This is a genomic window from Thioprofundum lithotrophicum, from assembly GCF_055387065.1.
On record NZ_AP042379.1, the window covers coordinates 2,489,560 to 2,510,297 of the forward strand.

At 67.2% G+C, this 20,738-nt stretch carries 22 protein-coding genes; 16 read left to right on the forward strand and 6 right to left on the reverse strand.

What is annotated here, in order from left to right:
* The first annotated feature begins 27 nt into the window (after positions 1 to 27).
* The 7 genes from ACZ5BH_RS11885 (at position 28) to ACZ5BH_RS11915 (ending at position 4,390) form a co-directional block, all read left to right on the forward strand.
* The gene (locus ACZ5BH_RS11885; protein ID WP_464889476.1) at positions 28 to 828 is read left to right on the forward strand and encodes a ParA family protein; all 801 of its coding nucleotides are present in this window, start codon (positions 28 to 30) and stop codon (positions 826 to 828) included.
* Positions 825 to 1,508 carry a chemotaxis protein CheW gene (locus tag ACZ5BH_RS11890; protein WP_464889477.1) on the forward strand — a complete coding sequence of 228 codons (684 nt, stop codon included), beginning with the start codon at positions 825 to 827 and terminating at the stop codon, positions 1,506 to 1,508. The genes ACZ5BH_RS11885 and ACZ5BH_RS11890 overlap by 4 nt, the downstream gene beginning before the upstream one ends.
* A 460-nt stretch (positions 1,509 to 1,968) precedes the next feature.
* Entirely contained in the window at positions 1,969 to 2,445 is a 477-nt protein-coding gene (locus ACZ5BH_RS11895) for a chemotaxis protein CheW (protein WP_464889478.1), read from the forward strand.
* An 11-nt stretch (positions 2,446 to 2,456) separates the two neighbouring features.
* Complete coding sequence (locus tag ACZ5BH_RS11900) at positions 2,457 to 2,624, forward strand: hypothetical protein (protein WP_464889479.1); 168 nt, start codon at positions 2,457 to 2,459, stop codon at positions 2,622 to 2,624.
* 9 nt (positions 2,625 to 2,633) lie between these two features.
* Positions 2,634 to 3,050, forward strand: a complete 417-nt coding sequence (locus ACZ5BH_RS11905) for a DUF2802 domain-containing protein (RefSeq protein ID WP_464889480.1) — start codon at positions 2,634 to 2,636, stop codon at positions 3,048 to 3,050.
* A 122-nt stretch (positions 3,051 to 3,172) separates the two neighbouring features.
* A complete protein-coding gene (locus ACZ5BH_RS11910) occupies positions 3,173 to 3,523 on the forward strand; it encodes a hypothetical protein (RefSeq protein WP_464889481.1) in 351 nt (116 codons plus the stop codon).
* Between the two features lie 120 nt (positions 3,524 to 3,643).
* Entirely contained in the window at positions 3,644 to 4,390 is a 747-nt protein-coding gene (locus ACZ5BH_RS11915) for a MipA/OmpV family protein (RefSeq protein WP_464889482.1), read from the forward strand.
* A 40-nt stretch (positions 4,391 to 4,430) separates the two neighbouring features.
* On the opposite strand, the gene ACZ5BH_RS11920 is transcribed toward ACZ5BH_RS11915, so the two are convergent.
* Positions 4,431 to 4,733 carry an EscU/YscU/HrcU family type III secretion system export apparatus switch protein gene (locus ACZ5BH_RS11920; RefSeq protein WP_464889483.1) on the reverse strand — a complete coding sequence of 101 codons (303 nt, stop codon included), beginning with the start codon at positions 4,731 to 4,733 and terminating at the stop codon, positions 4,431 to 4,433.
* 1 nt (position 4,734) lies between these two features.
* Positions 4,735 to 6,027, reverse strand: coding sequence for a flagellar hook-length control protein FliK (gene fliK / locus ACZ5BH_RS11925; protein WP_464889484.1), 1,293 nt, complete (start codon positions 6,025 to 6,027; stop codon positions 4,735 to 4,737).
* Between the two features lie 125 nt (positions 6,028 to 6,152).
* Between fliK and ACZ5BH_RS11930 the strand changes: the two genes are divergently transcribed.
* Positions 6,153 to 7,022 (forward strand): pentapeptide repeat-containing protein, encoded by an 870-nt coding sequence (locus tag ACZ5BH_RS11930; protein ID WP_464889485.1) that lies wholly within the window; start codon positions 6,153 to 6,155, stop codon positions 7,020 to 7,022.
* 181 nt (positions 7,023 to 7,203) lie between these two features.
* Here the strand turns inward: ACZ5BH_RS11930 and amrA are convergent, their stop codons facing one another.
* Together amrA and amrB are read right to left on the reverse strand one after the other, a co-directional pair.
* A complete protein-coding gene (gene amrA / locus ACZ5BH_RS11935) occupies positions 7,204 to 7,767 on the reverse strand; it encodes an AmmeMemoRadiSam system protein A (RefSeq protein ID WP_464889486.1) in 564 nt (187 codons plus the stop codon).
* Entirely contained in the window at positions 7,764 to 8,567 is an 804-nt protein-coding gene (gene amrB / locus ACZ5BH_RS11940) for an AmmeMemoRadiSam system protein B (protein WP_464889487.1), read from the reverse strand. Before amrB ends, amrA begins: the two co-directional genes overlap by 4 nt.
* Before the next feature lie 88 nt (positions 8,568 to 8,655).
* Here amrB and mog point away from each other — a divergent pair, with 88 nt between their 5' ends.
* The 5 genes from mog to ACZ5BH_RS11965 all read left to right on the forward strand — a co-directional run bounded on the left by mog (position 8,656) and on the right by ACZ5BH_RS11965 (position 14,124).
* Complete coding sequence (mog, locus tag ACZ5BH_RS11945; protein WP_464889488.1) at positions 8,656 to 9,210, forward strand: molybdopterin adenylyltransferase; 555 nt, start codon at positions 8,656 to 8,658, stop codon at positions 9,208 to 9,210.
* A complete protein-coding gene (gene prmB / locus ACZ5BH_RS11950) occupies positions 9,207 to 10,145 on the forward strand; it encodes a 50S ribosomal protein L3 N(5)-glutamine methyltransferase (protein WP_464889489.1) in 939 nt (312 codons plus the stop codon). Before mog ends, prmB begins: the two co-directional genes overlap by 4 nt.
* A 26-nt stretch (positions 10,146 to 10,171) precedes the next feature.
* Positions 10,172 to 11,554 (forward strand): oxygen-independent coproporphyrinogen III oxidase, encoded by a 1,383-nt coding sequence (gene hemN, locus ACZ5BH_RS11955; RefSeq protein ID WP_464889490.1) that lies wholly within the window; start codon positions 10,172 to 10,174, stop codon positions 11,552 to 11,554.
* A 278-nt stretch (positions 11,555 to 11,832) separates the two neighbouring features.
* Complete coding sequence (gene aroC / locus ACZ5BH_RS11960; RefSeq protein ID WP_464889491.1) at positions 11,833 to 12,933, forward strand: chorismate synthase; 1,101 nt, start codon at positions 11,833 to 11,835, stop codon at positions 12,931 to 12,933.
* A gap of 42 nt (positions 12,934 to 12,975) precedes the next feature.
* A complete protein-coding gene (locus ACZ5BH_RS11965) occupies positions 12,976 to 14,124 on the forward strand; it encodes an MFS transporter (protein WP_464889492.1) in 1,149 nt (382 codons plus the stop codon).
* Here ACZ5BH_RS11965 and ACZ5BH_RS11970 read toward each other — a convergent pair whose 3' ends face one another.
* A complete protein-coding gene (locus ACZ5BH_RS11970; RefSeq protein ID WP_464889493.1) occupies positions 14,125 to 14,427 on the reverse strand; it encodes a BON domain-containing protein in 303 nt (100 codons plus the stop codon).
* A gap of 181 nt (positions 14,428 to 14,608) precedes the next feature.
* On the opposite strand from ACZ5BH_RS11970, the gene ACZ5BH_RS11975 reads away from it, so the two are divergent.
* Positions 14,609 to 17,140 (forward strand): putative bifunctional diguanylate cyclase/phosphodiesterase, encoded by a 2,532-nt coding sequence (locus ACZ5BH_RS11975; RefSeq protein ID WP_464889494.1) that lies wholly within the window; start codon positions 14,609 to 14,611, stop codon positions 17,138 to 17,140.
* 286 nt (positions 17,141 to 17,426) lie between these two features.
* On the opposite strand, the gene ACZ5BH_RS11980 is transcribed toward ACZ5BH_RS11975, so the two are convergent.
* A complete protein-coding gene (locus ACZ5BH_RS11980; RefSeq protein WP_464889495.1) occupies positions 17,427 to 18,326 on the reverse strand; it encodes a LysR family transcriptional regulator in 900 nt (299 codons plus the stop codon).
* Positions 18,327 to 18,437: 111 nt separating this feature from the next.
* On the opposite strand from ACZ5BH_RS11980, the gene leuC reads away from it, so the two are divergent.
* Both leuC and leuD read left to right on the forward strand, forming a co-directional pair.
* Entirely contained in the window at positions 18,438 to 19,856 is a 1,419-nt protein-coding gene (gene leuC, locus ACZ5BH_RS11985) for a 3-isopropylmalate dehydratase large subunit (protein WP_464889496.1), read from the forward strand.
* A gap of 160 nt (positions 19,857 to 20,016) precedes the next feature.
* The gene (gene leuD / locus ACZ5BH_RS11990; RefSeq protein WP_464889497.1) at positions 20,017 to 20,673 is read left to right on the forward strand and encodes a 3-isopropylmalate dehydratase small subunit; all 657 of its coding nucleotides are present in this window, start codon (positions 20,017 to 20,019) and stop codon (positions 20,671 to 20,673) included.
* Positions 20,674 to 20,738 lie beyond the last annotated feature (65 nt).

Below are 20,738 nucleotides of genomic sequence, written 5' to 3' on the forward strand. Positions count from 1 at the left end.
CCATCGAAACCGACGCAGGAGCCTGCCTTGCAAGTCTGGGCCGTTGCCAATCAGAAGGGCGGAGTGGGGAAGACCACTACCGCCGTCTCCCTCGCCGGCCACCTGGTCCGCCGGGGACAGCGCGTGCTGCTGGTGGATCTGGATCCCCACGGCTCCCTCACGGCCTATTTCGGTCACGACCCCGACAGCCTGGAAAACTCCATCTACCGCCTGTTCCAAGGGCCGGGCGCCACGCCCGAGGTGCCGGCGGCGGAGTTGCTGCTGCCCACGGGAATCGAGGATCTGGCCCTGCTGCCGGCCTCCACGGCCCTGGCCACCCTGGATCGTCAGCTCGGCAGCCAGGAAGGCAAGGGCCTGGTGATCCGCCAGGCCCTGCAGAGCCTGGCGGGGCGTTACGACACCGCCCTCATCGACTGCCCGCCGCTTCTGGGGATCCTCATGGTCAACGCCCTGGCCGCCTGCCGGCTGCTGATCCTGCCGGTGCAGACCGAACCGCTGGCCCTGAAGGGACTGGAACGCATGATGCGCACTCTGGAGATGATCATGCGGGCCCGCCGCGACGGGCTCGACTATCTGATCGTGCCCACCATGTTCGACCGCCGCACCCGCGCCGCCCTCGACAGCCTGCGCCAGTTGCGCGAGACCTATGGCGACAAGGTCTGGGAGGCGGTGATCCCGGTGGACACCAAGTTCCGCGAAGCCAGCAAGCGCGGCGTGCCCCTGCCCATGATGCTGCCCTCGTCACGGGGCGCCCGGGCCTACGAGGCCCTGCTGCGCACCCTCCTCGGCGAGGCGCCCGAACCGCTGCGCGCCGGAGGCGAATCATGAGCGCCGAGAAGCCCGGCATTCTGGTGGACGAGAAGGCCGCGCTGGATCTGTTCCTCGAGGCCCTGCTGCGCGAAACCGAAACCGAAACAGTCGAAACCGCGGCACCCGAAGCCCCGGCCGAGGCCCCGCCGGCCGACCCCGCGCCGGTGATCCCGGCCGTGGAAGCGGCGGCCCAAACCGCTACTGAAACCGAAACCGAAACCGCAAGCCCCCTGCCGCCCGGGGTGCCCGAATGGGCCCGGGAACCCTTCCAGGCCATGCTCTTCAAGGTCGCCGGCCTGACCCTGGCCGTGCCCCTCGAGGCGCTGGGCGGCGTGGTGGAATGGCCGGAGAAGCTCACCGAGATGCCGGGCCATGCCGATTTCTTCCTCGGCCTGCTGACCCACCTGGACGCCACCGTGCCGGTGGTGGATACCGCGCGCCTGGTCTTCCCCGCCGATCGCCTGCCCGCGGACGACGATCCTCTGGCCCGGGTGCGGCGCATCGTCCTGATCGGCGGCGGCCGCTGGGGCCTGGCCTGCGACGCGGTGGAGGAGGTGATCACCCTCCGTCACGACCAGGTCCGCTGGCGCAGCGAACGCACCCGCCGCCGCTGGCTCCTGGGCACCGTCATCGATCACATGTGCGCCCTCATCGACACCGACGCCTTCGCCGAAAAACTGGCCAGCGGTGAGGAATGAGAAACGGGCCGTTTCAGGCCTGGGTGGAAGGAACACGGAGATCACGGAGGCACGGAGGGCACGGAGAGAAACAGGGTAGCTCAGACATCCCAACAAAAAGTAGGCCGGCTCAAGCGCAGCGGAGCCGGCAGCGGCAAGGTCTAACAGGCTGTTGAAAAACCCTCTGACGGCACGATCCGGCGTTGGAAAGTGGCTCAAAATGCTCATTTACTGGCGTGTAAACTGCGCTTTTTCGCCACTTTCCGCCTTGTCTCGCACTCGTCAGAGACTTTTTCAACAGCCTGCTAAAGGTTTTTTTCCTTTCACCATCAAGATCCCCCCGTTCCCGCCGATGATGTAGCAAAGCGGACCGTCTGTCCGCCCACGCCTGAATGGCATGGTTCCTGCAACCTGTCTTGCGAGTCTCCCGCCGTGCGTCGGCAATTTGACGCCCCGGGATCGCCAGAGGAGAAACCGCGGAATGACTGAACTGGCCCAAGTGGAAAACGACCCCATCATCCAGTGGGTGACCTTCAAGCTGGACAACGAGAAGTACGGCATCAAGGTGATGCAGGTCCAGGAAGTGCTGCGCATGACCGAAATCGCGCCGGTGCCCGGCGCGCCCGACTACGTGCTCGGCATCATCAACCTACGCGGCAACGTGGTCACCGTGATCGACACCCGCCTGCGCTTCGGCCTGCCCGAACGGGAGCCGGACGACGACACCCGCATCGTGATCGTCGAGGCCGAGGGCAACGTGGTGGGGATCCTGGTCGACTCGGTGGCCGAAGTGGCCGATCTGCAGGCCTCGGAAATCGAGACCGCCCCCAACGTGGGCAATGACGAAAGCTCCAAGTACATCCAGGGCGTAAGCAGCCGCGGCGACGAACTGCTGATCCTGGTGGACGTGAACAAGCTCCTCAGTGACGAGGAGTGGGCGGAGGTCGCCTCCCTGTAGGCGCAGCGGTCATGGCGGAGATCGGCAAGCTCACTCCGATCACCGGCCTGCCCTGGCCATCGCGCCACGTGCAGGCGCCCGGCGGCGAGTCCCGCCGCGAACGCCCGCCCCGGCGGCCACCGCCGCCGTCCGAGCACCGGGACGAAGACGACGCCCCCCACATCGACGAATACGCCTGAGGCGCCACCATGACCGAACTCACCGCAATGGCCTTCGATCTCACCAACCTGCTGCTGGCCGGCTGCCTGATCCTGCTGCTGCTGAACCTGCTGCGTGGACGCCGGCAGGGGAGGGCGGCACGCGATCCCCGCCTCGAGTCCCTGCAACGGGATCTGCGTGCTCTCACCGCGGCCGCCGTCGGCATGGGCGAACGGGTCCTGGAAGTGGAACGCCGCCAGCGGCGTCTCGCCGAGAAGCAGGAAAGCCTCGATCTCTTCGACGCCGCCAACCAGCCCTACGAACAGGCCATCCATCTCGCCCGTCAGGGCGTCGGGGCCGAAGAGCTGGTCGCCACCTGCGGCCTGTCCCGTTCCGAGGCCGAACTCATCACCATCATGCACCGCCTGGAAGGCGACCAGGAACCCCCCTCCCGCGCCGCAAGCTGACACCGCCCGTCCTCGACTTGGTGCAATATCCGGGCTAGGCGCGGCGCCCTCGCCGCGACCTCACCCTTGCCCCGCTCCCCATCTCCCGCCACAATGCCATCCCGCTACCCCGTGGCCCGACCATGCCCGAAACCCCCGTCATCCGTCTCCCCCGCAGCCGCGACGCCCTCGGCACGCCCCGGGCCGCCGCGATCCTGAAACAGGAGATCGAAGCCCTGCCGGCGGCCTGTCTGCCCCTGCAGGCCCTGCTCACGCGCACGGCCTGTGCCCTCGACGACTTCGGCGTGACTGTCCTTGCCATCGATGAGAACACCGATCCGATGCGCATCCGGATCGGCGTGTTTCTCCAGGGGCTCGATCCCGGCTGCAGTTGCGCGGACGATCCCACCCCCGTCGAGCCGCTGCCCGAATACGGCGAACTGGAAGTGGAAATCGACCGGCGCACCGCGCAGGCGCGTTTTCGCCTGCCCTGATTTCCGGCACCGACGCACGGGCCATGCCGGATTCGCCTCCGCGCCTTGGGACGGCCCCGACGATTGGGTAAACTTGCGGCTCGCTGACAGCTTCTTTTCGCCGCCGCACGAGGATTCCCCATGAAGCGACTGATCTGCCTGCTGGCCGGTTGCCTGCTGCCGGTTGCCGTGGCCGTGGCCGCCGACGAGCCCCGCCATGTCTACGTGGGAGGCGGGGCCTATTTCCAGACCCAGCCCTATGCCGGCGCGGATGCCATCGTCCTGCCCTCGCCGGTGCTGTTCGCCGACAACCGCCTGTTCTACGTGCGCTGGACCCGCGTGGGGATGTACGTCTTCGGTCAGCAGAACTGGGGTGTGTCCGTCACCGCCCAGCCCCGCCCCTTCGGCTACAAGGGCAGCGATGCGCCCATCCTGGCGGGGATGGCCGAACGCCGGTTGAGCTGGGAGGCCGGACTGGCCCTGGGCGGGGAGTTCGACTGGGGATTCGCCGAACTCACCTGGTTCCGCGACGTTCTCGACAACTCCAACGGATCGCTGTTGCGCCTGGAGCTTGGCCGCTTCATCGAACGGGGCAAGTGGACCTTCGTGCCCAGCGTCTTCGCCATCCGCTATGACGCGGCCTTCAACGACTACTACTACGGCGTGCGCCCGGGCGAGGCGACCACCTGGCGGCCGGCCTACCGCGCCTCGGCCGGCGTCAACTTCGCGGCCCAGGCCTACGTGAAGTATTCCTTCACCCCGCGCTGGCACTTCCTCGGCAACCTGCGCGGCGATTTGCTGGCCGGCACCATCCAGGACAGCCCGCTGGTGGACAAGGGCGCCATGTTCTCCGGCCTGCTGTCGGTGATGTATTCCTTCGATTACTGAGGCGACGCCGACTCGCGCCCCGCACATTCTCCACCGCCGGTCAGGCAGGGTTTTCCGCCTCCGGCTCGCCTGCCGGTGTCTTGCCCTGCATGTGATAGGCGAAGGCAATCACCTCGGCCACGGCCACATAGAGCGCTTCGGGTATGGTTTCGCCCAGTTCCAGACGGAACAGCAGGCGGGTCAGTTCGGGGTTGTCCTGGAGGGGGATGCCGTGGCGGCGGGCGATTTCCCGGATCCGTTCGGCCACGTCGCCGGCGCCCTTGGCGGTGACCCGCGGCGCCCGCTCGCCATCGTAGTGCAGGGCCACGGCCAGCGGCGGGGCGGGTCTGGATACCTTGCTCATCTCAGGCTTCCTCGCGCAGCAGGGGAGGCGGCTCGTCGCCGTCGTCCGGGGGCGGACCGCAGCGGCATTCCAGGGCGCCGACGTTCAGGCCGGCCTGGCGCAGCCGGCTGCCCAGGGTGTCGAGCCAGTGACTGAAGAGGCGGGCGGTGTCGGTCCGTTCCACCCAGAAGCGGGTGGCCACCGCGTCGTTCTGCAGGGTGATGATTGCCGCCACCGGCCCCAGGCCCTCGAGTTCGAAGGCCAGGCGCACCGACCAGCGCCGGGCATGGGCGGGCGCGTCGCGCTGCCGGCTTTCCTCCTCGATCCGCAGATCGAACAGATCCACCCCCGCGTCGTGGCGGATGGGCAGCTCCATGGCCCACAGGGGGCGGCCCTCGGCCTGCGCATGCAGCGCATGCAGGGCGTGGGAATGGGTCCGGGCGATGGCGCCTTCTACCTGTCGCAGCAGATCCGCCACCGCCGCCTCGGGACGGCCGGCATTGGCCAGGCTCGGGGGCGCCGGCGGCTGGGCCGCCGGGGTGACCCGCACCGCGTCGTGATGCCGCGCATGGGCCTGCGCGCCGGCCGCCGCCCAGGGATTGGGCGGGGCCGGGGGGGGCGGCGGCATGGCCGGTGTCTGGCGCGGGGGCGGATAGTCGCTGGCCGGCGGGCTGGCGGGCGCGGGCGGAGGGCCGGGCAGATGGCGGCGCAGGACCGCGGCCAGGCGCAGGAGCTGGCCGCGCAGATCCGCCCCGGGCCGGGCCGGGTCGCCCTGCAGGCTCGCCGCCAGGGCCGCTTCCAGGAACGGCCCGCTGGCCCGCATGGCCTGGGCGAGACGCTGCGGCTGGCTCAGGGCTTCGCGGCTGGCCAGGCTCAGCCACAGATCCCGCAGCAGGGTCAGCACCTCGCGGGGCAGGGGCAGGTTCTCGCCCTCGCGCCGGGCCAGGGCCAGGTTGGCCAGCAGGGGCGGCAGGGGGAGCTGGCGGGGCAGGGTCTCGCGCAGGGCCTGTTGCACGCGGGCCGGATCGATGGCCTGCGCCGGCGGCGCCAGCAGGCGCAGTTCGAGCTGGGGTTCCTTGGCCAGGATCTGCACCGGCAGGCGCTCGCCGGCGCGAAACGGCAGCGTGGGCGGGCGGGCGGCTTCGAGCAGCGCGCCCTGGATGTTCAGCAGCAGGCTGCCCCGTTCCCCGCGGCCGACCACGGTGGCCTGGAGGATGTCGCCCACGCGCCAGCTCTCGAGCAGGGCGGGGAGGTCGCGGGCGGCAACGGTCGGGGCGGGGCGAGCGGTTCCCGCCTGCAGGGGCTTAAGGTCCATGGCGATGGGGCCGATAAGAAGCTGTCGGGTCTTTCCCTATCAGCGGACGGTCCGGCGGAAACTTGACCGGCAGGCCGCCATGGGGCGCCGCCGGTTCCACATTTTCCGGGAGATGGCCTGAGTCGATGAGCAAACCTCTCTACGTGCGCCGGGAAAACCGGGTCCAAGGCCCGTTTCCGCCCGGCCAGATCGCCCAGTGCCTGCTGATCGGCCGTTTCCGGCTCAGTGACGAGGTGAGCGAGGATCGGGAAACCTGGCAGCCCATCCGCAGCCGCGGCGATCTGATCCCGGAGGTCCTCAAGGGCGATCCCCAGGATCCCGCCTTCCAGGAACGCCTGCAGGCGGCGCGGCGCTGGGCCGACGAACGGCGCCCGGCGCATGCGCCGCAGGCAGGCGACCGCCGCACGCCCGAGGATCTGCAGACCCTCGAATACCGTCACAACCGGGAATCGATCTACCGGCAACTGAGTCGCCGCCGGGAGTGGTCCATCCGCCAGGCCCTGTTCGTGCTGGCCCTGGCCGCGGGCGTGGTGTGGCTGGGCTTTCGCTTCGCTCCCCAGGAACGGCCCGCCGAGGCCAGTTGCCAGGCCCCGCCGGCGCCCGGCGTGGACTGGCACAACTGCCTGCTGTCCGGATTACAGGCCCTGAAAGTCGATCTCAGCCGGGCCCGGCTCGACAGTGCGGTGCTGGTGGGGGCCAACCTCTTCGCCAGCCGCTTCGACGGCGCCCGGCTCGACTATGCGGATCTCAGCGTGGCCAACCTGAGCTTCGCCAGTTTCCGGGGCGCCTCGCTCAAGGGCGCCACCCTGCGGCAGGCCGATCTGACCCGTGCCGATCTGCGCAACGCCAACCTCGCCTACGCCAATCTCACCGGCGCCCGAATCGCCGGCGCCCGTCTCGAAGGCGCCCGTCTCGACAACGCCATCTGGATCGACGGCCGCACCTGCCTGCCGGGATCCGTGGGCACCTGTCGGGTCGCCACGACCGACAACTGACCTTGCCGATATGTCTGTCATGCCGGCATCTGGCACGCCCTTGAAGCCGGAGAGTAGGTCGGGCTTTAGCCCGACACGTCGGCCTGATACCCAAGGGACACGCCGAGCCCGACCTACCGCTTATTGTAACGATCAGGTAATAGAGTAGGCCGGCTCAAGCGCAGCGGAGCCGGCAACCCCCTCAGTTCCCGAATTCCTCCACCGTATAGCGTTCGAAACGAATGGTGTCCGACCAGTAGTCCACCGGCAGGCTGGCCTTGATCTTCAGGTTGGCCAGGAACTGGCGCGGGTCGGGCAACTGTTCCCACACCGAAGGCAGGAAGGTGGCGCGGTGGTTGCCCTCGATGAGCACCAGTCCGTCGATGCCGGGGCGCAGTTTGGCGAGCAGATCGGCCTCCGATTCGACAGGGAAGGGCTCGGGCTTGCTGAGGATGGAGATATGGTATTCCAGGCGCGGATATTCCTCCGCCGTCACGGGCGGGAAACGGGGATCGCGGAAGGCCGCGGCGAAGGCGTTTTCGGCCACGTCCTCCACCAGGGGGCGAATGGCCTGGAGGGAGCCGATGCAACCGCGCAGGCGGCCGTCGAGGTTCAGGGTCACGAAGGCGGCGCCGGGCTCGCGCAGAGATTCGGGATAGTCCTCGAGGCGCACGGGCAGGGGGTGACCGGTCTCGAGACCGTGGCGAATGGAGGCGGCGGCCACCTCGAGCAGGATGCGGCGCTCTTCGGGCGTATGTTCGTTCATGACACCACCCAGGCGCCGTAACCCACCACCTGATCGCGAGGGCCGGCGGTGTCGCCGGAATTGCGCAGGTCGAGGGTGTGCACGTGCAGGTCGTGCCGCCGGGCCAGATCCAGCAGGCCGGTCACCGGGATCCGGCCGCAGGCCTGTTCGAAACCGATGGCCTCGGGTTCGCGCTGTTCGATGGCCCGGGCGGTGGCCGCATCCAGGCGCCGGGCGGTCTCGTAGTCGTGATAGTGGCTCAGATCGGAACTGATCACGAACAGGGTGTGGGGATCGCCCCACAGGCTTTCGAGCACCTCGCTCACTTCGCCGGCGGTGGCATCCCCCACCACCAGCGGCACCAGCACGAAGCTGTCGAGTGCCTCCTGCAGGAAGGGCAGGTGCACTTCCAGGCTGTGTTCCAGGGCGTGAGCCTCATCGAGGCGGATCACCTGGGGAAAGCGCGCTTCCAGTGCTTCCACCGTGGCCCGATCCACCGGAATCACCCCCAGCGGGGTCTGGAAATGGGTGGCCGAAGAGGTGGCCAGGCCGCGGAACGGCACCCGGTGGGAAGGGCCGAGCAACACCACCCGGCGGAACCGATCCCGGAAGGGGATCAGCCGCGCATAGGCGCTCGCGGCCACCGGCCCGGAATAGACGTAACCGGCATGGGGCGCGATGATCGCCCGCGGCGGCTCGGTCAGATCGTCCTGGCGCGCCAGGGCCGCCTGCAGATAGCCGTCCACCGTCCGCCGGAGTTCCTCGGGATCGGCGGGGTAGAACATTCCCGCCACCGCCGGTTGTCTGATAAGATCGTTCATGCCGTCGTAATGGTGCTGAAAGTCCTCCGCTTCAAGCCCCCGCCGGCGCCAATCCCGACGCTTCCGGCCAGCCCAGGACCGCATGACCATGAGCGACACTCCCATCCGTATCGGCATCGTCACCGTCTCCGACCGCGCCAGCCGGGGCGAATACGAGGATCTCGGCGGTCCCGCCCTGCGCGAGTGGTTCGAGAAGGCGCTGGCCAGTCCCTGGGAAGCGGTGACCCGCATGGTGCCCGACGAGGTGGACCGCATCGAGGAGGTGCTGCGGGAGCTGTGCGACGTGGAAGGCTGCTGTCTGGTGGTCACCACCGGCGGCACCGGGCCGGCGAAGCGCGACGTGACCCCCGAAGCCACCGAAGCGGTCTGCGAGAAGATGCTGCCGGGCTTCGGCGAGCAGATGCGCGCCGTCTCCCTGAAGGTGGTGCCCACGGCGATCCTTTCCCGGCAGACCGCCGGGATCCGCGGCGAGAGCCTGATCGTCAACCTCCCGGGCAAGCCCTCGGCCATCGACGATTGCCTGCGTGGCGTGTTCCCCGCCATCCCCACCTGCATCACCCTGATCGACGGCCCCTGGCTGGAAGTGAACGAGGACTTCATCCAGGTGTTCCGGCCCAAGCACATCCCCCGCCCCGCGTCGTGAGCGACGCCCCGGCCACGCTCACCCTGCGGGATCTGATCCTCGAAGGCCGCGACGCGCTCGATACGGCGGGTGTCTGGTTCGGCCACGGCACCGACAACGCCCTGGACGAGGCCGCCTGGCTGGTCTCCCACGCCGTGGGGTTGCCGCCCGACTTTCCCGATGCCGAGCTGGACCGGGTGCTGACCCCCGGCCAGGTCCAGGCGGCCCGCGATCTCGTTGCCCGGCGCATCGAAACCCGCCAGCCTGCGGCCTATCTGATCGGCGAGGCCTGGTTCGCCGGTCTGCCGTTCTTCGTGGACGAACGGGTGCTGGTGCCGCGCTCCCCCCTCGCCGAGCTGATCGCCGAGCGTTTCCAGCCCTGGCTGGTGCCGGAGCGGATCCGGCGGGTCCTGGATCTGTGCACCGGCAGCGGCTGTATCGCCATCGCCACCGCCCTGGCCCTGCCCGAGGCGAAGGTGGATGCCAGCGACATCTCTCCCGGAGCGCTCGAGGTGGCGCGGCGCAACGTGGACCGCCACGGCGTGCAGGACCGGGTGGGGCTGTACGCGGCGGATCTGTTCGACGGCCTGCCAGCGGGGGAGTATGATCTGATCCTCAGCAACCCGCCCTACGTGGACGCCGAAGACATGGCCGCGCTGCCGGCCGAATACCGGCAGGAACCGGCCCTGGGGCTGGCCGCGGGCGAGAAGGGGCTGGACCTGGTGATCCCCCTGCTGCAACAGGCCGGCCGCCATCTGGCGCCGGACGGGGTGCTCATCGTCGAGGTGGGCAACAGCGCCGAAGCGCTGCAGGCGGCCTTCCCCCGGGTGCCCTTCGTCTGGCTGGAGTTCGCCCACGGCGGGGAAGGCGTGTTCCTGCTCGACGCCGCGCAACTTTCGGCCCATCAGGCGGCCTTCGACGCCGCCGCCGACCGCCTTTCGCAGGGCCAACCGTAACCGGCAGCGTGCCGGGGAGAGACCTCATGAGCAACATCCTCTTCGACAAGGACCTCATCCGCCGTTACGACAAGGCCGGTCCCCGTTACACCTCCTATCCCACGGCGGTGCAGTTCACCCCCGAATTCGACAGCGCCGCCTACCGCGCCGAGGCCGAAGCCAGCAACGCCGCGGGCGGCCCCCTGTCGCTGTATTTCCACATTCCCTTCTGCGACACGGTCTGTTTCTACTGCGGCTGCAACAAGGTGGTCACCAGGAATCGCAGCCGCGCCGCGCCCTACCTGGAGCGGGTGCACCGCGAGATCGCCATGCAGGCGGCGCTCTTCGATACCGCCAACCGGCCCGTGGAGCAGCTCCACTGGGGCGGCGGCACGCCCACCTTCATCAGCCACGAGGAAATGCGGGCCCTGATGGCCGTCACCCGCGAACACTTCCGCCTGCTGGACGACGATACGGGCGAGTATTCCATCGAGATCGATCCCCGCGAGGCCCATGGCGACACCATCGCCGTGCTTCGGGCGCTGGGCTTCAACCGCATGAGCCTGGGCGTGCAGGACTTCGACCCCCAGGTGCAGAAGGCGGTCAACCGCATCCAGTCCGAGGCCGAGACCCGTTACGCCATCGAGACGGCCCGCGAGGTGGGCTTCAAGTCGGTGAGCATCGATCTGATCTACGGCCTGCCACTGCAGAACGTCGAGACCTTCGATCGCACCCTCGACAAGGTGCTGGCCCTAGACCCGGATCGCCTCTCGGTGTTCAACTATGCCCACCTGCCCGAGCTGTTCAAGACCCAGCGCCAGATCCGCGCCGAGGATCTGCCCAGCCCCGACACCAAGCTGGCCATCCTCAGCCACTGCATCGACCGCCTCACCGACGCCGGTTACGTCTACATCGGCATGGATCACTTCGCCAAGCCCGACGACGAACTGGCCATCGCCCAGGCCAACGGCACCCTGTACCGCAACTTCCAGGGCTACTCCACCCATGCCGAATGCGATCTCGTGGCCATGGGCGTCACCGCCATCAGCATGGTGGGCCGCAGCTACGCCCAGAACGTCAAGACCCTCGACGAATACGCCGAACGCATCGATGCCGGCGAGCTGGCCGTCTTCCGCGGCGTGCGGCTCGACGACGACGACGTGCTGCGCCGCGAGGTCATCTCCCAGCTCATCTGTCACTTTACCCTCGACATGCCGGCCATCGAAGACCGCTTCGGCATCGACTTCCGCGACTACTTCGCCACCGAGCTGGCCGAACTGGAACCCATGCAGGCCGACGGCCTGCTGCGCCTGTCCGACACCCGGATCGACGTCCAGCCCCCCGGCAAGCTGCTGATCCGCAACATCTGCATGGTGTTCGACAAGTACCTGCGCCAGCAGAAGGCCCAGCGTTTCTCGAAGGTGATCTGAGTCACTTCTTCAGTGAGTCGAAGTCGTTCCGAATTTCCTGTCATCAGGTTGTCAGCAGTACAAAGCCCCAGAGGCTGGCGAGGCGTTTCGTGACCGTCGGCCGCAAGGATGCGGCCGTCGAGCCTACAGGGAGGTATTCACGGCGTGTCACGAAACGCCTCGCCAGCCTCTGGGGCGTGCCAGAAAGTGGTTCAATAGCCGATAATGTTCGGAAATTCGGAACAACCATCGTCAGGTCGCGCTATCCGCCCCACCCGCAAGCGGCTACAATAGCCGCCATGTCAGGAAACAGCTTCGGAAAACTCTTCACGGTCACCACCTTCGGTGAGAGTCATGGCCCGGCCATCGGCGGCATCGTCGACGGCTGTCCGCCCGGCCTCGAACTGAGCGAGGCGGATCTGCAGCGGGACCTGGACCGGCGCAAGCCCGGCCAGAGCCGCCACACCACCCAGCGCCGCGAGGCCGATCGGGTGCGCATCCTCTCCGGGGTCTTCGAGGGCGTGACCACCGGCACCCCCATCGGCCTGCTGATCGAGAACACCGATCAGCGCTCGAAAGACTACTCGGACATCAAGGACAGCTTCCGTCCCGGTCATGCCGACTACACCTACCAGCAGAAGTACGGGCTGCGCGACTATCGCGGCGGCGGCCGTTCCTCGGCCCGGGAGACGGCGATCCGGGTCGCCGCCGGCGGCATCGCCAAGAAATACCTGCGCGATCGCTGCGGGATCGAGATCCGCGGCTATCTGGCCCAGCTCGGCCCCATTCCCTTCGAACGCTTCGACTGGGCGGCGGTGGAGACCAACCCCTTCTTCTTTCCCGATGCCGACAAGGTACCGGAACTGGAAGCCTACATGGACGCCCTGCGCAAGTCGGGCGACTCCATCGGCGCACGGGTCAACGTGGTGGCCACCGGCGTGCCGCCGGGCCTCGGCGAGCCCGTCTTCGATCGCCTGGATGCGGAGCTGGCCCATGCCCTGATGAGCATCAACGCCGTCAAGGGCGTGGAGATCGGGGCCGGTTTCGCCTGCGTGGAACAGAAGGGCACCGAACACCGCGACGAGATCACCCCCGAGGGCTTTCTCTCCAACCACGCCGGCGGGGTGCTCGGCGGCATCTCCAGCGGCCAGGACATCCTCGCCAGCATCGCCCTCAAGCCCACCTCCAGCCTGCGCCTGCCGGCGCGCAGCATCGACGTGCACGGCGAGCCCATCGAGGTGATCACCAAGGGCCGCCACGATCCCTGCGTGGGGATCCGCGCCACGCCCATCGCCGAGGCCATGATGGCCATCGTGATCATGGATCACCTGCTGCGCCACCGCGCCCAGAACGCCGACGTGGAATCCCCCACCCCCGTCGTCCCCGCGGGGCGTACGTAGGTCGGGCTTCAGCCCGACCATTCAACTTTGCGTTGCACGCAAATGCCCTACTGGCGCCTGTCCGGCTTCTATTTCTTCTATTTCGCCAGCCTCGGCGCGCTGATCCCCTACTGGAGCCTGTACCTCAAGGCCGAGGGATTCGCGGTCGCCGAAATCGGCAACCTCATGGCCATTCTCATGGCCACCAAGATCGTGGCCCCCAACATCTGGGGCTGGATCGCCGATCACACGGGCCGGCGCATGGCCATCGTGCGCAGCGGCTGCCTGCTGGCGGCCCTGAGTTTCGCCGCCGTGTTCTTCGCCAACGGCTTCTGGGCCCTGGCCGCGGTGATGATGGTGTTCAGCTTCTTCTGGAATGCCGCGCTGCCCCAGTTCGAAGCCACCACCTTCCACCACCTGCGTGGCCAGACCCACCGCTACAGCTCCATCCGGCTGTGGGGCTCCATCGGCTTCATCCTCACCGCCTGGGGACTCGGGGGGCTGATGGCGGGGCAGGGGGTGAGCCTCTTGCCATGGCTCCTGCTGGGCCTGTTCGCCGCCATCTGGATCAGCAGCCTGCTGGTGCCGGAAGAGGCGGCCGGCCATCTGTCCCTGGATCACGAACCGCTGCGACGCATTCTGCGCAAGCCCCACGTGGCAGGCCTGCTGGTGGTGTGCTTCCTGATGCAGGCCAGTCACGGGCCCTATTACACCTTCTACACCATCTACATGGAGAGCTTCGGCTATTCGCTGGGGGTGATCGGCGCCCTCTGGGCCCTTGGGGTGATCGCGGAGGTGGGGATCTTCCTGCTCATGCCCCGGCTGGAACCGGCCTTCGGTCTGCGCCGGCTGCTTATCGTCAGCCTCCTGCTGGCCATGCTGCGCTGGTGTCTGATCGGGCTGTTTCCCGAGGTAGTGTGGCTGATGGTGCTGGCCCAGACCCTGCACGCGGCCAGCTTCGGCATCTACCACGCCGCCGCCATTCACCTCGTGCACCGCTATTTCGGCGCCCGCCACCAGGGCAAGGGCCAGGCGCTCTACAGCAGTCTGAGCTTCGGCGCGGGCGGGGCGCTGGGCAGTTTCGCCAGTGGCCAGATATTCGGCACCCTGGGGCCGCAGAGCATGTTCCTGGGCGCCGCCCTGCTGTGCCTGGCCGGTGGCCTCATCGCCTGGCGAACGATTCCCGCCGACAGCGTCCCGGCCCGGGACTGATCAGCGCACCACCAGGCGATCTTCCACCCGCTCGACGCCGGCCTGCTGGGCGACGAAGCGCACCAGGGCCTGGCGGCTTTGCGCCGAGGAGACGACACCCCGCAGATACACCACGCCGCCCCGGCATTCCACCCGGATCGCTGCCGGCTCGCCAAGCTGTTGCCACAGCCGCCGGCTGCACTCGGCATCCTGCCGCGCCCCGGCCAGATCCCGGCCGCCGGCGGCATGTGGCGCGCCCGAGCCCAGGTAGACGCTGGCGCAGGCGCCCAGCAAGAGGGCCAGAAAGGGAAGGAATCGCCACATCCTTTCAGTATACCCCTTTTGTGGTAAAGGGCATGGCAGGGAAAGTGAAGAAATTCCCGCCATTGTCCGATAACATTTTCAGGCAAAGACGGTAACCGAGCGAGACAGGGATGCACAATCTTTTCCACCCCACCGGCAGGTGCTTCATCGGTTTCCGGGCGTTGCAGGATACGCTGCCCCCATGCTGAGCCGCTGGTGGCAGGAACTGCGCCATTCGGGCCTGCGTTTCCGTTACTGGGGCGCGTCCTCGGTGATGGTGATCCTGCTGGTGGCGGGGGCCTACAACGCCCACCGTTACATCGGCGAGGTGAGCCGCCACAATACCGCCGATCTGCAGACCCAGCAACGCATCGGGCATCTGGTGCGGCAGGTGCGCGACGAGCTGTGGCAGGCGGAAACCGTGCTCAATGCCACCCTGATCACCCCCCGCCTGGAGGCCTCCGAAAAGATCAGCGAACACCTCGAGGCGGCCTCGGTGCTGGTCCGGCGTCTGCAGAAGATGGCCTTCCCTCCGGAGGTGCCGTTGCGCAAGTCCATCGACGACCTGGCCGAATACATCGACCGGATCCGCAAACGGGTCGAGCGCCTGTTGCGCTATCGGCGCAACATCGAGTGGGTCTATCCCATGCTGCCCTTCATCGATCGCTATCTGCGGCAGAACCATGAAGCCTTTGTCACCCAGGCGGATCTGGCGCTGGCCGAAATCGCCGAGTCCGAACCCACGGCCGAAAACCTCCGCCTGCTGCACAAGCTGGAGCGGGTGAAGAGCCTCTGGACCAGCAAGGTGCTCGATTTCCGCGCCCTGGTGATCCGCTACGCCGGCCTCAACGAGCGGCGCTATATCGCCCAGGAACGCAACATCGACATTCTGCAAAAGCGCATCGACACCCTGCTGGCGGAACTGGTGGCGGAGGCCACGTCCGGCGAGGTGGGGCTGCAGACCGAGGAGAGCCTGGCGCAGATGCAGCGCCTCTCCCGGGAGTGGCAGCGCCAGTATGGCCGCTTCCGGGATCTGCGCGAAACCCGGATCTGGCGCAACGATCTGCATTTCGTGCAGACCCAGATCCGCCCCTTGCAGAGCCGCGTCAACCAGATCATGCATGAAGTGGACGATGCCCTGGCCGCCTGGAGCGGGCAGAACGTCCGGCGTCTGGAGGCCGCGACCGTGCAGTTGACGGCGGAAATCTGGATCTTCCTGCTGCTCGCCGTCGGCTTCATCCTCTTTGTCTACCTGCTCGTGGATCACTCCATCCTCAAGCCCATCCAGCGCATCGCCACCCAGATCGCCGGCGAGGGCCGCAAGCTCGAGCACCTTTCCCTGCAGGAAACCGGCAGCCGCGAGATCCAGTTGCTGGTGGATGCCTACAACCACATGCGCCGCGAGATCCACCAGCGGCAGACGGCCCTGGAGCACCAGGCCATGCACGATGCGCTGACCGGCCTGCCCAACCGGGCGCTGCTCCAGGACCGGCTCGAGCAGGCCATGCACCTGGCCAACCGCCAGCAGGCCGAAATGGTCTTCGTGCTGATGGATCTGGATCGATTCAAGGAAATCAACGACACCCTGGGGCATCCGGTCGGGGATCAGGTGTTGCAGCAGATCAGCCAGCGGTTGGCCGCGAACCTGCGGGAATCGGATACGGTGGCGCGCCTCGGCGGGGACGAGTTCGCCATCGTGGCCACCGATTTGCGGGCGCACGAAGTGCCGGCCTTCCTCAACAAGATCGTGCACGTGGTCAGCCAGGTGCTCACGGTCGGCGGTCAGGATCTCTATGTGGGCGCCAGTCTCGGCGTGGCCCTCTATCCGCGGCACGGCCAGGATGCCGCCACCCTGATCCGGCGCGCCGACATCGCCATGTACCGGGCCAAGCGCAACAAGCGTGATTTCGTCATCTACGATCCGGCCTACGAGAAAGACGGTATCGACAATCTCTCCCTGCTCGGGGATCTGCGCGCCGAACTCGATCGCCCGAGCGGCGCCCTGCGTCTGCACTACCAGCCCCAGATCACGCTGGCCGGCGAGGCGCCGTCCAGCGTCGAGGCCCTGCTGCGCTGGCAGCATCCCCGCCAGGGATTCATCTCCCCCGAGTCCGTCATCCGGCTGGCCGAGCAGTCGGGGCTGATGAATCCGCTCACCCGGCGGATCCTGGCCCAGGCGATCGCCGACTGCGCCGCCTGGCAGGCGGCGCATCCCGAACTGGGCGTGGCGATCAATCTGTCGGCCTGGGATCTGCAGGATGCCGATCTGCCCGACCACATCCGCGCCCTGCTGGAGCAGTATGGCCTCGCCGGCGAGAAACTGACGCTGGAGATCACCGAAAGCGCGGTGATGAGCGACCCGGTGCGGGCCCGCGAGGTCATGCAACAGCTCAATCGCCTCGGCGCGTCGCTGGCCATCGACGACTACGGCACCGGCTTCTCCTCGCTCGCCTATCTCAAGCTGTTGCCCGTGGCCAGCCTCAAAATCGACCGCTCCTTCGTCATCGACATGCTGGAAGACGAGAACGACGCCATCATCGTGCGTTCGACCATCGAACTGGCCCACAACCTCGGCCTTGAGGTCGTGGCGGAAGGCGTGGAAAACGACGAAGTGCTCGACCTGTTGCGAGCCCAGGGCTGCGACGCCGCCCAGGGCTACCACATCGCCCGCCCCATGCCCCTCGACAGCCTGCGGCAATGGCTACGCGGCACCTCCGACAAGGCCTCCGCCTAGCCCGGATATTGCACCAAACCTCATGACAGGCGACGCGAATCGGGACAAGTGTGTTACCGGGCCATTGGTGCGCAGGCAAGCACCAATGGCCGGCTCAAGCGCAGCGGAGCCGGCATCTCCAGGTGCGATGTATATCGTCAGCTAAATGAAAGTTCCAAATACCAGACCATGGTTCATTGCGCGCACTGAGCTCTCTGTCCCAGAGGGCAGTGTTGGAATCGGGCATGCTTGCCTAAGTGATTCGGTATTTGGAACTTCCATTTGTAGCACGCAGCCCTTGAGCCACCTACAGTGCATCCCGTCCCGCCTCGCGCTCCTCGCGCGCCACCGACAAGGCCTCGAGCATCGCCCGCGCGGCATTGGACAGGGTTCGGCGGCCATGCCACACCACCCCCAGCCGGCGTGAAAGCCGCATGCCGTGTACCGACAAGGCCTGCAGTTCACTGCCCAGCATGCTCTGCGGCAAGACGCTCCAGCCCAGGCCCACGCTCACCATCATCTTGATGGTTTCCAGGTAATTGGTTTCCAGACGCACGGGAATCGCCAGATCCGCCGGCCGGAACGCCGCCTCGATCACCTCGCGGGTATAGGTGCCCCGGGCCGGCAATACGGCCGGATGGCGGCACAGTTCCGCCGGCGCGACGCAGAGCGTATCGGCCAGCGGGTGTTCGGGGCCCACCACGAAACAGAGCGGGTCGGGCCAGATTTCCCGGCTCTCCAGCTCCGCCGGTGGCGAAAGCGGCAGGGTCACGATGCCCAGTTCCCGCTCGCCGCGGCGCACCTCCTGGCAGGCCTGTTCCGAGTCCATGAACTGCAGATCCAGCTCCACCTCCGGCCAGCGGGCGGTGAAGGCCCGCAGCACCGGCGGCAGCCGGTGCAGTCCGATGTGGTGGCTGGTGGCCAGATGCAGCGGACCGGCCACCTGCCCCGAGAGATCGTGCAGAGCGCGGCGGGCATCCTCCAGGGCCAGCAGGATGTCCCGAGCCCGGGGCAAGAGTGCCCGTCCGGCCTCGGTCAGGCTCACATGGCGACCGATGCGGTCGAACAACCGGGTGTCGAGTTCGCTTTCGAGCTGGGCGATGCGCTTGCTGACCGCTGGCTGGGTCAGAAACAGGGCCATTGAGGCGCGGGAGAAGGAACCGTGCTCGGCCACGGCCACGAATGCCTGCAGTGCCTGAATATCCATAACTAACAAGAATATAAATTATGAAAATAATGAATTTGCGTAATAGGCTAACACAACCCTAGACTATCCAGCCATGGAGAAAGCCTGGAAGGCATCCCGCAGGAGAACCCGATGACCGGCAAGACCCTCTACGACAAGCTCTGGGACGCTCACGTGGTGCGCGACAATGGTGACGGCACCGCGCTGATCTACATCGATCGCCACCTGGTGCACGAGGTCACCTCGCCCCAGGCCTTCGAGGGCCTGCGCCTGGCCGGGCGCAAGCCCTGGCGGGTGGAGGCCAACCTCGCCGTGCCCGATCACAACGTGCCCACCACCGATCGCTCCCGGGGCATCGCCGATCCCGTCTCCCGCCTGCAGGTGGAGACCCTCGACGAGAACTGCCGCACCTTCGGCATCACCGAATTCCGCATGGACGACATCCGCCAGGGGATCGTGCACGTGATCGGCCCGGAGGAGGGCGCCACCCTGCCGGGCATGACCGTGGTCTGTGGCGACTCCCATACCTCCACCCACGGCGCCTTCGGCGCCCTGGCCTTCGGCATCGGCACCTCCGAGGTGGAGCACGTGCTGGCCACCCAGTGCCTGGTGCAGAAGAAATCGAAGGCCATGCGCATCACCGTGGACGGTCCGGTGCCCGAGGGCGTCACCGCCAAGGACATCATTCTCGCCATCATCGGCCGCATCGGCACCGCCGGCGGCACGGGCCACGCCATCGAGTTCGCTGGCGAGGCCATCCGGGCCCTGTCCATGGAAGGGCGCATGACTCTGTGCAACATGGCCATCGAGGCCGGCGCCCGCGCCGGCATGGTGGCGGTGGACGACAAGACCATCGACTACGTGAAGGGCCGGCCCTTCGCCCCGCAGGGCGAATTGTGGGACCAGGCGGTGGCCGACTGGCGCAGCCTGCACAGCGATCCGGATGCGGTGTTCGATGCCGAAGTGACTCTCGATGCCTCCACCCTGGTACCGCAGGTCACCTGGGGCACCTCGCCCGAGATGGTCACCGGCATCGACGGCCGGGTGCCGGATCCGGCCGCCGAGTCCGATCCGGTGAAGCGGGAAGGGATGCAGAAGGCCCTCGACTACATGGGCCTCGAACCCGGCACGCCCATCACCGCCATCCGGCCCGACGTGGTCTTCATCGGCTCCTGCACCAATTCGCGGATCGAGGATCTGCGCGCCGCCGCCGCCGTGGCGAAGGGCCGCAAGGTGGCCGACAGCATTCAACAGGCCCTGGTGGTGCCCGGCTCCGGCCTGGTGAAGAAACAGGCCGAAGAGGAGGGGCTCGACCGGATCTTCATCGACGCCGGCTTCGAATGGCGCGAACCCGGCTGCTCCATGTGTCTGGCCATGAACGCCGACCGCCTCGAACCGGGCCAGCGCTGCGCCTCCACCTCCAACCGCAACTTCGAAGGCCGCCAGGGCCCCGGCGGCCGCACCCACCTGGTCAGCCCGGCCATGGCCGCGGCAGCGGCGATCACCGGCCACTTCGTGGACGTGCGGGAACTGCCGGTGAACTGCAAATAACTCGGAGGCCACGGAGACACGGAGGACACGGAGTATGCAAATGCACGGAAACCGTTTTGGGTGGCGTTCAATGCCGGGCTGCTCTTTTCCTGTCAATCTCCGTGATCTCCGTGTCTCCGTGACCTCCGTGTTCATTACACTCAAAGGTTGAAAGAAGCCGATGGAAAAATTCACGAAACTGACCGGCATCGTCATGCCCCTCGACCGGCCCAACGTCGATACCGATGCCATCATTCCCAAGCAGTTCCTGAAGTCCATCAAGCGCACGGGGTTCGGGCCCAATCTGTTCGACGAGTGGCGCTATCTGGATCACGGCGAGCCGGGCATGGACAACAGCCAGCGGCCGATCAACCCGGACTTCGTGCTCAACCAGCCCCGCTATCAGGGCGCGCAGATCCTGCTGGCGCGGGAGAACTTCGGTTGCGGCTCGTCCCGGGAACATGCCCCGTGGGCGCTGCTCGACTACGGGTTTCGGGTGATCATCGCGCCGAGCTTCGCCGACATCTTCTACAACAACTGTTTCAAGAACGGCATCCTGCCCATCGTGCTGGATGCCGAAACGGTGGACGAACTGTTCCGCGAAGTGGAAGCCAACGAGGGCTATACCCTCACCGTGGATCTCGAAAGGCAGACCATCACCAAGCCCGACGGCACGGTGATCCGTTTCGAGATCGACGAATTCCGCAAGCACCGCCTCCTCGAAGGCCTCGACGACATCGGCCTGACCCTCGAACACGCCGACGAAATCCGCGCCTACGAAGCACGCCGCAAAAAAGCGGCCCCGTGGCTGTTCAGACACCTGCCGGAGTCGGTGTAAGGAACACGGAGGGCACGGAGACACGAAGAACACGGCGTTTTCCATTTCCAACTATGACAATCTCC

Bases quoted from the DNA above. Each gene is read 5' to 3' on its own strand.
- ACZ5BH_RS11890 (WP_464889477.1), top strand. From the start codon at position 825: ATGAGCGCCGAGAAGCCCGGCATTCTGGTGGACGAGAAGGCCGCGCTG.
- ACZ5BH_RS11895 (WP_464889478.1), top strand. From the start codon at position 1,969: ATGACTGAACTGGCCCAAGTGGAAAACGACCCCATCATCCAGTGGGTG.
- ACZ5BH_RS11900 (WP_464889479.1), top strand. From the start codon at position 2,457: ATGGCGGAGATCGGCAAGCTCACTCCGATCACCGGCCTGCCCTGGCCA.
- ACZ5BH_RS11905 (WP_464889480.1), top strand. From the start codon at position 2,634: ATGACCGAACTCACCGCAATGGCCTTCGATCTCACCAACCTGCTGCTG.
- ACZ5BH_RS11910 (WP_464889481.1), top strand. From the start codon at position 3,173: ATGCCCGAAACCCCCGTCATCCGTCTCCCCCGCAGCCGCGACGCCCTC.
- ACZ5BH_RS11915 (WP_464889482.1), top strand. From the start codon at position 3,644: ATGAAGCGACTGATCTGCCTGCTGGCCGGTTGCCTGCTGCCGGTTGCC.
- ACZ5BH_RS11920 (WP_464889483.1), bottom strand. From the start codon at position 4,733: ATGAGCAAGGTATCCAGACCCGCCCCGCCGCTGGCCGTGGCCCTGCAC.
- fliK (WP_464889484.1), bottom strand. From the start codon at position 6,027: ATGGACCTTAAGCCCCTGCAGGCGGGAACCGCTCGCCCCGCCCCGACC.
- ACZ5BH_RS11930 (WP_464889485.1), top strand. From the start codon at position 6,153: ATGAGCAAACCTCTCTACGTGCGCCGGGAAAACCGGGTCCAAGGCCCG.
- amrA (WP_464889486.1), bottom strand. From the start codon at position 7,767: ATGAACGAACATACGCCCGAAGAGCGCCGCATCCTGCTCGAGGTGGCC.
- amrB (WP_464889487.1), bottom strand. From the start codon at position 8,567: ATGAACGATCTTATCAGACAACCGGCGGTGGCGGGAATGTTCTACCCC.
- mog (WP_464889488.1), top strand. From the start codon at position 8,656: ATGAGCGACACTCCCATCCGTATCGGCATCGTCACCGTCTCCGACCGC.
- hemN (WP_464889490.1), top strand. From the start codon at position 10,172: ATGAGCAACATCCTCTTCGACAAGGACCTCATCCGCCGTTACGACAAG.
- aroC (WP_464889491.1), top strand. From the start codon at position 11,833: ATGTCAGGAAACAGCTTCGGAAAACTCTTCACGGTCACCACCTTCGGT.
- ACZ5BH_RS11965 (WP_464889492.1), top strand. From the start codon at position 12,976: ATGCCCTACTGGCGCCTGTCCGGCTTCTATTTCTTCTATTTCGCCAGC.
- ACZ5BH_RS11970 (WP_464889493.1), bottom strand. From the start codon at position 14,427: ATGTGGCGATTCCTTCCCTTTCTGGCCCTCTTGCTGGGCGCCTGCGCC.
- ACZ5BH_RS11975 (WP_464889494.1), top strand. From the start codon at position 14,609: ATGCTGAGCCGCTGGTGGCAGGAACTGCGCCATTCGGGCCTGCGTTTC.
- ACZ5BH_RS11980 (WP_464889495.1), bottom strand. From the start codon at position 18,326: ATGGATATTCAGGCACTGCAGGCATTCGTGGCCGTGGCCGAGCACGGT.
- leuC (WP_464889496.1), top strand. From the start codon at position 18,438: ATGACCGGCAAGACCCTCTACGACAAGCTCTGGGACGCTCACGTGGTG.
- leuD (WP_464889497.1), top strand. From the start codon at position 20,017: ATGGAAAAATTCACGAAACTGACCGGCATCGTCATGCCCCTCGACCGG.